Origin of the sequence: Lysinibacillus sp. NPDC096418, from assembly GCF_044762775.1 — a bacterium.
GTDB lineage: Bacteria > Bacillota > Bacilli > Bacillales_A > Planococcaceae > Lysinibacillus.
This window is the reverse complement of record NZ_JBIWEY010000015.1, coordinates 84165-97079: the sequence shown is the minus strand read 5'-3', so window position 1 is coordinate 97079 and position 12915 is coordinate 84165. Positions and strand designations below refer to the sequence as shown.

10 protein-coding genes and 2 pseudogenes are annotated in these 12915 nt (G+C 35.4%); 10 read left to right on the top strand and 2 right to left on the bottom strand.

The features are described 5' to 3' along the window. The 5 genes and pseudogenes from ACIQZG_RS13175 to ACIQZG_RS13155 all read left to right on the top strand — a co-directional run. The coding region (locus ACIQZG_RS13175) for a transposase (protein WP_402755671.1) at positions 1-714 on the top strand (714 nt) is incomplete at its 5' end. Between the two features lie 379 nt (positions 715-1093). After that, positions 1094-1684, top strand: coding sequence for a histidine phosphatase family protein (locus ACIQZG_RS13170; protein WP_402755669.1), 591 nt, complete (start codon positions 1094-1096; stop codon positions 1682-1684). Between the two features lie 163 nt (positions 1685-1847). Beyond that, on the top strand, positions 1848-2450 hold the full coding sequence (locus tag ACIQZG_RS13165) for a nucleotidyltransferase domain-containing protein (RefSeq protein WP_402755667.1): 603 nt from the start codon (positions 1848-1850) through the stop codon (positions 2448-2450). Positions 2451-2662: 212 nt separating this feature from the next. Continuing rightward, positions 2663-2809, top strand: a pseudogene (locus ACIQZG_RS13160) (aminoglycoside phosphotransferase family protein); the annotation flags it as partial. 261 nt (positions 2810-3070) lie between these two features. Further along, positions 3071-3508 carry a VOC family protein gene (locus tag ACIQZG_RS13155; RefSeq protein WP_402755665.1) on the top strand — a complete coding sequence of 146 codons (438 nt, stop codon included), beginning with the start codon at positions 3071-3073 and terminating at the stop codon, positions 3506-3508. A gap of 203 nt (positions 3509-3711) precedes the next feature. Here the strand turns inward: ACIQZG_RS13155 and ACIQZG_RS13150 are convergent. Then, positions 3712-3867 (bottom strand): annotated as a pseudogene (locus tag ACIQZG_RS13150) (DUF3888 domain-containing protein); the annotation flags it as partial. An 89-nt stretch (positions 3868-3956) separates the two neighbouring features. Next, on the bottom strand, positions 3957-4157 hold the full coding sequence (locus tag ACIQZG_RS13145; RefSeq protein WP_402755663.1) for a cold-shock protein: 201 nt from the start codon (positions 4155-4157) through the stop codon (positions 3957-3959). Positions 4158-4777: 620 nt separating this feature from the next. Here ACIQZG_RS13145 and ACIQZG_RS13140 point away from each other — a divergent pair. The 5 genes from ACIQZG_RS13140 (at position 4778) to ACIQZG_RS13120 (ending at position 12854) form a co-directional block, all read left to right on the top strand. Continuing rightward, positions 4778-5566 carry a lipid II flippase Amj family protein gene (locus ACIQZG_RS13140; protein ID WP_402755676.1) on the top strand — a complete coding sequence of 263 codons (789 nt, stop codon included), beginning with the start codon at positions 4778-4780 and terminating at the stop codon, positions 5564-5566. 914 nt (positions 5567-6480) lie between these two features. After that, a complete protein-coding gene (locus ACIQZG_RS13135) occupies positions 6481-8532 on the top strand; it encodes a GAF domain-containing sensor histidine kinase (RefSeq protein WP_402755661.1) in 2052 nt (683 codons plus the stop codon). 203 nt (positions 8533-8735) lie between these two features. Continuing rightward, positions 8736-9308: an LURP-one-related/scramblase family protein gene (locus ACIQZG_RS13130; RefSeq protein ID WP_402755659.1), complete on the top strand. Its 573-nt coding sequence runs from the start codon at positions 8736-8738 to the stop codon at positions 9306-9308. A 964-nt stretch (positions 9309-10272) separates the two neighbouring features. Further along, the gene (locus tag ACIQZG_RS13125; protein ID WP_402755657.1) at positions 10273-10524 is read left to right on the top strand and encodes a phage holin; all 252 of its coding nucleotides are present in this window, start codon (positions 10273-10275) and stop codon (positions 10522-10524) included. Positions 10525-10778: 254 nt separating this feature from the next. Next, positions 10779-12854 (top strand): DUF2339 domain-containing protein, encoded by a 2076-nt coding sequence (locus ACIQZG_RS13120; protein ID WP_402755655.1) that lies wholly within the window; start codon positions 10779-10781, stop codon positions 12852-12854. Positions 12855-12915 lie beyond the last annotated feature (61 nt).

Sequence of the window (12915 nt, the reverse complement as noted above, 5' to 3'; positions counted from 1 at the left end):
GGCAAGATGGCATATGCAGTACTTGAAATGACACCATTGCCAAAAGATATTCAAGGGAAATCACCAGAAGAATTACTGTTTTTATACCGACAGGTAGAGGGGTTAAAATCGCCCCAGCTACCAAAAGCCAAACAATTAGTCGAAGTGGCACAGCACTCTATCGGACTGACAGAGGGGCTAGTGATGGCACGAATAGAAATCGCCACACTTCTAGCTCAGTACAAATTGATGCAAAACCAACTAGACGCCTTAACTGAACAGTTAATCGAACTATCGAAAGAAATAACGGACTATGAATACTTAGGTTCTGTTCCAGGGATCGGCAACGTAACGATTGTCGAGCTACTTTCAGAAGTCGGTTCTCTCACACAATATGAGCATCCACGCCAATTAATCAAACTAGCGGGCCTCACGTTACGTGAAAACTCCTCTGGACAGCACAAAGGACAAAAACGGATTTCCAAACGTGGTAGAAGGAAACTTCGAGCCCTGTTATTCCGTGTGATGATACCGTTAATTCGTCATAATGAAGCCTTTAAACAATTACATGAATATTACACTACACGCACCGTCAATCCCCTTCGTAAGAAGCAATCGATTGTCGTGCTCTGTGGAAAGTTACTGAAGATTTTACACACCTTGTGCAAGAAGAAAGTGCATTTTGATGTGAACCAAATGATGAAAGACCTCTACTGTCTCGTAGAGGCAGCCTAAGCAACACCTTAGCTCGACCACAACAGAAGGATGACACGGAGAAGCCGGCAATATTTATTACGCAAGACTGCGAGTCCCTTAAGGAGCATCGCCAGCCTCTGCCTTATGAATAGACCGAACGAAGGAATGTATGCGCTAGACGCCAAGAGACATGGGAGGGTACGTCATCATAAGCATCGCAGAGATCCGATTGTGCATCACATAATGGATTATTGAGTTAATTTTATCCAATTAACTTTAGCGAAGCGTACCCATCAAATGACAATGTATTGAAGAACTAGAAAAGACTATATGTAAGATGCGGAGAAAAAATATTTTCACCACTTAAAAAAAGGGTCAAATCGTTGATATATCAACATTTATTGAGGGAGGAAAAGACATGCAAATACTATTAATTCGACACGGGGAATCGGAAGCAGATATTTTAAACGTACATGAAGGAAGAGCTGATTTTGAATTAACTGAAAGAGGTAGAAGCCAAGTGGGAAGTTTAGCACAAAAAGTCAAAAATGATTTCCCACCAGATTTTATATGGGCGAGTACTCTAAAAAGAGCACGCGAAACCGCTGAAACATTAGGAGAAACTATAGGGTGTCCAGTACAATTGGAAGAAGAATTAATGGAGTTTAATAATGGTGTACAAGCTGGATTATCCTTTGAAGAAGCGAAAAAGTATCCTGAGCCAAAATTTTTTCATGAAAGTTTTGAAAATGGAGAGACATTCATAGAATTTCGAATGAGAATTGAAACGATATTTTCTAAGATTGTGACAGGAAATACATATGAGCGAATAGCGATTGTTGCGCATGGTGGGGTAATTAATAATATACTCCGTGCTTTTTACCAAATGCCAATCAACATGGATTATTATTTTAGAATTGGAGATACAGGAATTAGTTTAATTGAACTTACTGATAAGGAAAAGGTAATTCACTTTATAAATGATACGAATCATTTAGGGAATATATAGGATAACTTTATTAAAAATTTTGTTCAACTTTTTAAGAAAACACACTATTTAATCAATAGAATCCCACCGTTAATTTTAAAACGGTGGGTTTTTATAACGAAAATCAACGTTTACAGGATACTTTTAATCAAATTTTATTTCAACGCTACGGGAGGACATCTATTTGAGGACAGATATAGATAATTGGGAATCAATCACCGTAACAGAGATTTATAAACTCTTTTCTATTATTCCGATTAAATGGGGTATTGCAGGGGGATGGGCTTTAGATTTACATATAGGCAAACAGTCAAGGGTACATGATGATATAGATGTAATAATACTTCGAGAGGAACAATTGACTGCCTATAAACATTTGTCAGGTGATTGGATGTTATACAAAGCAGAGAATGGGAGACTTGTTCCTTGGCAAGAAGGCGAGTTTTTAAAAACCACAAATGACATCTGGGCTACTAAAAGCAGTAGTTCCCCCTGGGCTTTTCAAATTATGTTAGTAGAGACAGAGCAACAATCCTGGATATACAGGAGAGAAAAATCTATTCGAAGAAGATTAGAGGATATATTTTTAAGAACAGATGATGAGATACCTTACTTGAGACCCGAGATTCAACTCCTTTATAAGGGTGGTAGCTCAAAGGTTAGAGAAAAAGATTTTAAAGATTTACAAATTATGCTTCCATATTTACTGCCTGAACAAAGGGATTGGCTAAAAATGACTTTGAAAAGACAATTTCAAACTGGTCATTCGTGGTTTGATTATATCTAAGAGGGAAATATGATTTAATAGAGAAACTGCACAAAATGTTAAGTGAGCTGGATGTAACAATAAGGTATAAAGATACATTTAATGAACACTTTGATAAATTTAAAAAATAAGGTAAATCACTACTTATCTTTAAAGAGAAATAAAATAGTACAAATTGATAAAAAAGCACTTGAACTTTACTCATTAGGAAATGAATCATTGAAAATGAGTAACATAAAGGCAGTTGGAATAGTGACCTACATTACAAAATAGTTGTTGATGGAAAACCTTTTTCTGCAAGATTCATTAAGAATAAACGTTCCCCAAACAATGTATTTGGTGAAATCTCAAATGATACTTTATTTGAACAAACAAAGTTTTGTCGATTCTTTGTAAATAATCAAATGCACAGCGTGGTGAAAAATTATTGAAACTAATTCCAAAAAATTATGATGCTTGTTAAATTAAAGGGCGTTACTTGAAGACCATTGAGCCGCTTAGACAGCTCTTTTTTCTTATTGTACTAACGAAGTAGGTTTGTTGAAGAAGGATATTTTCTGTTTTAAGCGAATTAGAATGTCAAACAAACCCTTACACGAATACAGGTATTTAAAATAACAGGAACATAGGAGGCATGAGTTATGAAGATCAATAGAATAGATCATGTGAGTATAAACGTAAATAATCTTTCAGAGGCTAAAGCTTTTTTTCTTGATTTAGGACTTCAAGTGCAAGCGGAATGGGAATTGGATGGAGAACAGTTGGACAGAATAGTTGGGCTAAATAATGTTAAGACGGCATGTGTAGGATTGGGGATGCCAGATGGTGAGGCATGGATAGAGCTAGTTAAATTCAATTCGCCGTCAGATGAAAAAGGTATTCAGCAACCTTTTGCAAATACGCTGGGTATACGCCATATTTGCTTTGCTGTTGAAGATATTGAAGCGATTGTTGCAAAATTGAAAAAGAAAGGCACGGAAATCTTTAGTGAGATACAGCAATATGAAGAAAGTTATAAGTTATGCTACGTTCGTGGTCCAGAGGGAATTATTTTAGAGTTGGCGGAGAAAATCGGGTAAATATTGAAAGGGACTTTGAATGATTTGATCTTCAACTTTAAAGATTTCTTCTTAAACTATCGGTGGCATTTGTGAAAAGGGCAGCGTCATATAGATGTTGTCCTTAATTAATTAAAAGTACCTTTGATAAAACTCTTTTCTAGGTCTTCGAATTCTATGTGAAAGACTAGATGGTTTAAATGCTTCCCTGAAACCGAAAGATACTAAAAGCTACTATATAGGCTGTGATACGTCTTTAGGTGCGTGTGATTTATCAATTTAACTTTAGGCCCAGGGGAAATTTCATAGGTCATGCGGTCCTTCCCTACAGGAATGTACTGTCCGCCATCTGTAGGTTCAATTTTAAATATAATTCGCAATAAAGACTTAATAATATCCTTTCGAGAAAGAAAAGAGGATGCAACTCTGTGAATTACAGAATTACATCCTCTTTCTAGGAAAAGGGAAATTACCCTTTTTGAACGTTAGTTGCTTGAGGACCACGTTGTCCTGCTTCAATTTCAAACGTTACTGGTTGATCTTCTTCTAAAGTTTTGAATCCTTCGCCTTGGATAGCTGAGAAATGTACGAATACATCTTCGCCACCTTCACGTTCGATAAATCCAAAACCTTTTTCTGAGTTAAACCATTTTACTGTACCTTTTTCCATGAGAAAAAACCTCCGTTGCGTAATCCGCTTTTATTACTATTTTAGTCAATTACATAAGGCGTAAATCACAGATTTGCAACTTAGTAAAATCAAAAATAACTTTATTTTAAAATAACATTACCCAAATAAAATTTCAATTAGGTCGAATAAGAAATAGATTACAATAATGTGACACAATCAGTTATTAGTTTGTGAATAATCCTACTTAAACTGATGGGAGCTTTACGTTAAAAATAAGTGAGTTGCTAAACAACTCACTTTTCTTTTTGTACTAGCGGAGGAGTTTAGTTGAATAAGCATTTACATTTGGTTACTAATATGGCTATCATCATAAAAGTTAAGGAATATTGAGCCACCTTAGTTTGAGGTTAAAGCAAGTAAGAAAAAGCCAATTTATTTAAGGATTAAAGCTTGAATTAAAACTTATTGTGTTAATGAAGCGGGGTAGTCTAATAATAATGCTCTAGTGGTTCTTATCAAAAAGAAAGTATATTTAGATAGACGATCAGTTAAACAAAGATGAATTTGGAACTATTTTGAACTTCAAACGTCTAAAGGTGAAACAATTGGAAAGCTAAGAGTAGGTATAGAGAGTGGAATTAATAACAGACAAATTAATAATGATTGCTTTATTTGTTCTAATCATTCATTCAATCGAAACACTTGCTTATGCAGTACGTTTATCAGGAGCACGTGTAAAGTTACTAGCTTCAGCTTTAGCACTTTTTAATGTAATGGTAATGGTTTCTAGGTTAGCGAACATGATGCAACAACCGTTTACAGGGAGTTTAGTGGATACAGTACCTACAGTCAATTCGTTAGCCTTTGTAGAAAGTCAATATCGATTTATTATTGGAGCAGCATCAATAGGTACGTTAATAGGGATATTATTACTTCCAACTTTCGTAGCAATCTTTTCAAGAGGAATTATTAATTTGGCTGAGGAAAGAGGTTCTATCCCAGCATTATTGAAAAAAGGGTTTACTTTTGAATATTTAAGACGTGGGATTAAACATATTCGTATGCCAAGCTTTACTTATTTAAAGGGAATTGGTTTGCGAGATATTCCAGTCAAATTATTTGTTATCAATATACTAATTACTGCGATTTATACTATTGGAGTTTTATCATCTTTATATGCAGGTTTATTAGTTCCCAAATTAAAGGCTACTGCTGTAATGGCTTCTGGATTAATCAATGGTGTGGCGACGATTCTTTTAATTATATTCATTGACCCTAAAATTTCAATTCTTGCTGATGATGTTATAAATAAGAGAGGAAGCTATCTAGATTTAAAAAGAGCTTCTGTAATGATGATGGCGTCAAGATTTTTAGGAACAATTTTGGCACAGTTTTTATTTATACCTGGGGCACATTATGTTGCTTGGTTTGCGAAGTTTATTGCATAATCGCTTTTCGAAATAAACCAAGCTCAGATTCCTATTTTATTGTGCTAATGAAGCGGGTTAGTCCAATAAGGAACTCTATTTTAAAACGAATTTAATATTAGTTTCGGTGAACCGTATCATAAGTAAGTGCGGTTTTAGAAGGGGATTTCTCCTAAGTCATTTAGTGACTAAGAGATGGTCTCCTTTATTCATGTATTGATTTCCGTTTCAGACGTACGCGTTCCGCGGGCATAACTTCAGTCTCTTCGTCGCACCGCTCCTGCGGGGCATTCAGCTCATGCTATTCCAGCTGGAGTCGCCGCCTTCCACTACAATCCATCACCAACTAAAATAGTGATTTACTAAAAAGTATAAAAAAAACAGGTATAGAAAAAGTTCTCTTTTTCTATACCTGTTTCCATTTAAGAATTTGTTGGATAGTCCTTTTTCTCCAAACTGAGTATAAGCATAAAATGGGAATATAGTAGATTTATGAATTAAATGTTACTTTCATTTTAAAATGTGTATTGGTACGAGTGTTAAATATTGCTGCTGCAAGGGAACAAATGACAATAAAAATCGTTTGGAGAATGTAGCACATGCAAACAGAATCAACAATCAGTTCTTATTCATTGGTATCATATGAATGGTCTGTTAAGTGAATAGAGCCATTGAAGGTGACTGGCAATGGAAGGATATTAGGAACTAATAAAAGCGAATTGAAGTTATTAGAAGTCCTTATGGTCGTTCCTATCATCGGGTCGAAACAGGCTAGCGCTATCAAGGTAAACCGTATCATAAGTAATAGAGGTTTCCATGTATAATAGGATACAGATATAAAATTAAAAATAGTAAACTGATCTAGAACTAGACTATTAGCTAGAAATTATACTTTTACTTTTAATTTTAGTAGGTTTTGATTGGAGACATTGTGAATGTTAAGTGAACAGACGAGATATTCTAGGCTCGCGAGTATAACCAAAGTAATTAATACAAAGTTAGAACTACGTGAAGTTTTACAGCGTGTAACGCAGGCAATATCCGAGGAAATCGTGCATTGTAACTCGGTTGGTATTTATTTACCTGAAAAAGATGGCACATTTAGAGGATTTGTAGGGAAACCAGAAGATATGAATGGCATAACGCTCGATACACAGGTAATTGATATTGAAACAGACTTACTGGCCAAAGAGGTTATTGAAACTAAAAAAACCATCTATATCTCTGATACCTCAAAGGATAATCGGCCGGACCCGAGATCGGTAGAAGCCTTCAAAATTAAATCCTTATTAGCACTGCCTATCTCATATGAGCAAGAGATATTTGGTTTAGTTTTTTTATTTGATTATGGAACGCCGATGAATTTAACAGAATCAGAAATTCAGAGTGTTGAAGCATATGTGAATATGGCTGCAGTTGCAATTCAAAACGTAAATAATTTAAAGCAAAAGGAAAACCTTATTGCAGAAAAGCAGTTGTTACTCAATGTTACACGTGATTTGTCGATGTGTTCCTCTGTGCAGAAAAGTCTTGATAAATGTTTTTACTACTTAGGAAAGGTTTTAGGTAGCAAAAAAAGTGCAGCCCACATCCTGGATCCGTTGGGAAAAAACACAATCACATTCATGAAGTTTAATAAAGACTGTGATTGGACAGAAGCCAATTGGATGGAGAATCTTAAAAGCATAAGAATGAACCAAAGCTACGAAGCAATGATTCAACAGATTATTGAAACAAAAAGTATAATTCTCACTCCAAATATAGATAGTATGAGTCTACTTATGATGCCACTGGTTTCAATGGGGGAAGTATTAGGGGTTATAACAGTTGTCAATTTAGGAGGGGAAACATGTAATTTCCATGAATCTCAAATTCAATTAGCAAAATCGATAGTCGATGCCACAGCCCCTACAATTTCAAACTTGTTATATATGGACCAACTTGAAAATATGGTGGAAGAGCGAACGAGGGAATTAGCTGCTGCTAATGAAAAGGTTACAAGTGTTATTGAAAGTATAACGGATGGATTCTTTGCATTGAACAAAGAGTGGGAATTTCTTTACATGAATAAACATCAATATTTGCCGCAAAGGAAAACGGCAAAAGATGTATTAGGCCAGAATATATGGGGAATTTTCCCAAAATGTGTAGATACGGTCATGTATGAGGAATTTCATCGTGCGATGTCAGAGCGAATAGCAGTACATTTCGAAATGACCTCAGCTTATGGTGATTATTGGTACGAAGCAGTTGCTTACCCATATGATGAGGGAATCTGCTGCCTTTTGAAAAACATAACCGAAAAAAAGAAATATGAGAAGGAATTAAAAAGATTATCAAACCTAGACTTAATAGGTCAGATGGCAGCAGGTATTAGCCATGAGATTAGAAATCCTATGACAACAGTACGAGGATTTTTGCAGCTATTAAAAGAAGAGAGCGAATTCGAAAAACATAATGATTACTTTAATATAATGATCGAAGAGCTTGACCGTGCCAATTCTATTATTACTGAATTCCTTTCTATAGGTAATACAAAGACATCCGATTTACAGATGTTAGATTTAAATTCTATTATTCGAGATATTACTCCTTTAATAAAGATAGATACATTTAATCAAAATAAAATTATTCAATTTAATCTGAAAGACATTCCAGATTTACTTTTAAATCGTAACGAAATACGACAATTGATAATAAATCTATACCGTAATGGCTTAGAATCAATGAGCACAGGCAAGGTTCTATCCATCAGTACCTACAAAGGAGATGAAAATTGTGTAATTCTTGCAGTACAGGATCAAGGAGAAGGTATCAGTCCTGCGATAGTAGAGAAATTGGGTACTCCATTTTACACGACCAAAGATAATGGCACTGGCTTAGGACTAGGCATATGCTATGCAATTGCTGCCCGTCATAACGCAAAAATTGAATTTCAAACAGGATCTGAAGGAACTACTTTTTTTATAAAATTTACTTATATATGAAAAAGTGAATCTCTGCTTTAGTGTTGTTACGAAGAACCGTAGTGTTGAATAGATTAGCAAGATATGCAAATTTCTTTTCTTGCATATCTTTTTTGTTAAAAAGGTATTTACATATAATGCTCTTAATAAATTTATAAGTCCAAATTTCAAAAAACTATTTCGATAATTATTAATAGCTATGATGAAATCTGCGCTATATTGATATGCTATTTCGAAGGAGGTGTAGAAAGAAGCAACTTTATATAAAGCAAAAGGTATTCAGTCTAAGTGGCAAATTCACAATAAAGGATCAGCAGGAGAAGGATGTTTATTACGGAGAGGGTAGTTTTATGCAAATTCCGAAGACTTTCTCCATTATGAATAAAACAAGAGATGAAGTAGCGCTTATTACGAAAAAGGAGTTCAGCTTTTTACCGAAGTTTTTTGTTGAGGTAAATGGTCGAGAGGTGTTAACGATTAAGAAAGAGTTTTCTTTCTTTAATGCACGCTATACGATTGATGGAGCAGACATTGAGATACATAGTAACTGGTGGGATATGGATTTTCAGGTCTTACAGCATGGTGTAGTCATCGGTAAAGTGAACAAGGAGTGGTTCACTTGGGGAGATAGCTATAAGGTTCAAACATTGGATGAGGAGATGGAGGCCATCATTATTGCGTTCATTGTTGCAATTGATTGTGTGAAGGCTGACCATGCAGCTGCTTCCTCAGCAGCGACCCCAAAAAATTTCATGGAAACAAAAAAGGCAACATCTCACAAGGAGATGCTGCGGTAGAATTCTTTGTTCCTGAAGAACTCTAATGGGTTTGGCACCCAATGATGCTAATTTGTTCATTCTAAAATTACCATTATTCGGTGTCAATAATTGTTGTTTACTACTTATTTAATATAGCATAGCAACCTGTGATATATTAATTAATTATGTATTCTGTGTATAAGTTGCACAAAGTACATAAAACTGAGGACACATTCGATTTATATTTAAGCGTTGTATAAAAATTGTACTTAAGCCTCTTACGGTGAACCGTATCACAAGTAAGTGCAGTTATTTTGAAAGCATTTGATTGAAACTATAGTTATTCGATCGTATGACAAAGTCAGTAGATCTTACACATAAATCCACTGTAAATAGAAGTAGAATCAAAAAGGAACACGCGATGTTTTGATAAAACATCGCGTGTTCCTTTTATTGAAGTCAAACTTATTATTTTAACTTGCTTACAGCAGAGTATCCCGCTTGAATAGCTCCTTCCATAAAATTAGGAGATTTGAGAGCTAATTCACTGCATGTAAAAAGAACCATGCGTGTCGATTAGGAGATTATTGTATGATTCTTGCCTACTCCTTAGCTTTCCCATAATAAATTCCGCTATGAATAATGCTGATTTTATATATTGTAGTGGAATTCAACCTTTTCTTTCATTAGCGTTGGATAAAATTGGTTAATCAACACACCTAGGATGAAGCTGAAAGATTATCTGAAAATAGTTTGAACCGTTGTCCTGTAAAACACTTTATCGAACAACATTTCTAACATACTTTACTATAATACAAAAGATCTATTTCTTTCTTAAATAGCTGGTTATACAAGCAATCTTTATCCATGAGTTTTCTTTTTTTGTTGCTTTTAATCTAAAAGAAAAATGCCGTTCCAATTACTTTTTAACAGTTCCATCTTTGCATAAGCTCACCGCGTACCAGCGCATATAATGTCTTGAGGAGGGAGGGGGTGAATTTTTATGAGAATTAACTGGAAAGTGCGTTTTATGCATAAGCCGTTTTTATTGGCGATGTTTTCTTTAGTGGTTCTACTCGCACAACAAGTTGGAGCGATTTTTGGCTATGATTTAACAAATATGATGAGTGAGCAACTAACATCCATTTTAAATACAGTTTTATCAATTCTCGTATTAATGGGTGTCGTTGTTGACCCCACAACAAGCGGTTTAAAAGATAGTGAACGAGCACAGATGTATAGAAGACCGAGGTAGAATTTAGGGTAATGATTAAAAGTAGAAATTAATGAATATTGCAGCACCCACAGCGATAATTTAGCGTTCTCCAAAATAGTTCAGTGGAAAGCCTGTTGCAGTGGGGAGTAATTTTAGTCACCCTAAAATTATATAATAATATAGCTATAAGAAAAATTAAGGTTAAATTAACAAAAATATAAAAGTGTAATTTTACACTTCGTGTGAATATATTATAATAGGTGAATAGTTTAAAAAGTAAGGAGGATGGTCGAATGTCAGCGGAAGTGGAGCAACGAATCGCAAAGTTAGAGCAAGAGGTTGTGAATTTGCGGCAGGAAGTCAATGCATTGAAGCAACATCAGGAAAAAGAGCAGAGTCCTAAAAATATTATGAGTAAGCCAATCATCTTAGACATGCCGGTATTACAAAAATCCAAGGCAAAACCTGAGCCAGCAATAGAAAATGAAATGAAACCAACGCGCTCATTAGAGGAACGTATTATGTGGGCATTGCCGAAAGTGTTTATGATCATTTTGGTACTGGGCGTATTATGGGGACTCAAATTAGTGAGCGATTACGGCTATTTATCCAATGAGGTGAAAATCATCCTCGCTTACGTATTGTCTGTAGCGTTAGCGGTTACAGCTTACGTGTTAGAAGATAAGAAACTTAGTTCTCAAGCCATTACGATTTCGTTATATGGCGGTGCGTTTATTATAGGGATTTTAACGACAGCTGCGGGAGCAATTATGTATGAGGTCTTGGGATTATATGTAGCACTTATGATTGCGTTATTGTATATCGGATATGGCATAGCCATAAGCTTTTTCAAGAAAAACGAGGTTCTCTCAACGTTTGTAGCCTTTACATCTCTCCTGTTACCATACTTACTCGAATACATGGAATTTAGTCCTGTAATTATTTTAGGCTTTATCGTTGTGTTATTTGGCGCACTGCAGTTTGTCATCATTCAACATCAGCAAAAAATCACGTTATACGTAGCTACCTTTTTCTCGGTATTTGCAATTAGTATTTTGTCTGTTATAAACGGAGACAATAAAACTGTTTTTGCATTAACATTGCTCGGTGCTTTATCAATGTTTTTCATGAGCTGGTGTCGTATGGATATCGTCGACCTAGTATGGAAGCGAGTGCATGCAGCTTTACTATTTAGCGCAAGTGGCATTAGTTTACTACTGTTAAATTTACTCGTAAGTAGTCTTTCCTATAGTGAAGTGTTATTGCTAATCATGTTTGGTTTGTTTTTAGGGATGACGTTATATGGACATCGACACAAGCTTCAAGAAGCGTTTGATGTTGCTGGGACACTCGCGATTTTGACTTTACTCAATGTACTTCTTGTAATGAATTTACCGGACGATGTTGACCGATTGCTACTACCGTTTAGTGCGTTCGTCGGTGTGATGATTGCACTGCGACTACGTGCAAGCGTCATGAAGGTTGCCCATTCATTTATTTTTATGATTACAGTACTCTTAAGTTACTTCATACATGAGGCGACGCCATTTTTTAGTCTTTCACATATTAGTTTAGTGCTACCGCTTGTGTATTTAATTGTGATATATGTGTATGCGAAGCGTCCGAAAGGGACACTGAATTTATTCGAGAAAGCAATGAAGGATCTCTATGTAGTTGATTTTTTAGCTGTCATCACGTGTACTTACTTCTTGGCTTATATCGGCAAAATAGATGTAGCTTATTTTGCAGGTGTTTCTGATATTCCACATCTGATGTGTATTGTGCTTGCTGTCCTTTTTACTGTATCACTTATCGTGCCAGACAAGTATATCGGGCGAGTATTGACGCCAGTATTAGGGGTGTTTTTCCTGCTGATTACAATATTGTTAACGTTGATCCCCTACAATATGCAAGGCATAGAATGGTTTAATATTATAACAAGGCTTGTGTATATGGCAGTACTTGTGGCAATTTTGATGGATATTTATATGAATGGGCGCATTGCACAAAAGTATCGTAAAATAATAGGAGGATTTACAGACCATTTAATAAGCGCTGGAATTGTGGTTGTGATGGCTAGCGTATGGGGACTCCTGTATCAGTTAGCATATAATCAGCTACTTGATTGGACGATTCGTATTGCTTTAACGACAATCATGCTCTTTATGTTTGCGAGCATTTCGCTGTGGCTTAGCTCGAAGCGAAGTTTGAAAGTTCTCAGATTAACCGGCTTTACGATTTTAGTATCCGCCATCGTGAAATTAGTATTCTTTGATTTATCAGCACTAGATTTATTAATTCGTGCAATACTATTTATGACAATTGGTGGGCTTGGCTTATTTTTATCGAATCGCTTATTAAAAAAATAAATTGCTAAAGAGGATCCAAAGTCAAGTTGGAGCCTCTTTTTTTTTATGTGAATAAACGACA

What these genes read in the sequence shown, in the direction of transcription:
- ACIQZG_RS13140 (WP_402755676.1), top strand. Translation starts at nt 4,778, where the DNA reads ATGATTGCTTTATTTGTTCTAATCATTCATTCAATCGAAACACTTGCT.
- ACIQZG_RS13120 (WP_402755655.1), top strand. Translation starts at nt 10,779, where the DNA reads ATGTCAGCGGAAGTGGAGCAACGAATCGCAAAGTTAGAGCAAGAGGTT.
- ACIQZG_RS13170 (WP_402755669.1), top strand. Translation starts at nt 1,094, where the DNA reads ATGCAAATACTATTAATTCGACACGGGGAATCGGAAGCAGATATTTTA.
- ACIQZG_RS13155 (WP_402755665.1), top strand. Translation starts at nt 3,071, where the DNA reads ATGAAGATCAATAGAATAGATCATGTGAGTATAAACGTAAATAATCTT.
- ACIQZG_RS13135 (WP_402755661.1), top strand. Translation starts at nt 6,481, where the DNA reads ATGTTAAGTGAACAGACGAGATATTCTAGGCTCGCGAGTATAACCAAA.
- ACIQZG_RS13130 (WP_402755659.1), top strand. Translation starts at nt 8,736, where the DNA reads ATGCTATTTCGAAGGAGGTGTAGAAAGAAGCAACTTTATATAAAGCAA.
- ACIQZG_RS13125 (WP_402755657.1), top strand. Translation starts at nt 10,273, where the DNA reads ATGAGAATTAACTGGAAAGTGCGTTTTATGCATAAGCCGTTTTTATTG.
- ACIQZG_RS13145 (WP_402755663.1), bottom strand. Translation starts at nt 4,157, where the DNA reads ATGGAAAAAGGTACAGTAAAATGGTTTAACTCAGAAAAAGGTTTTGGA.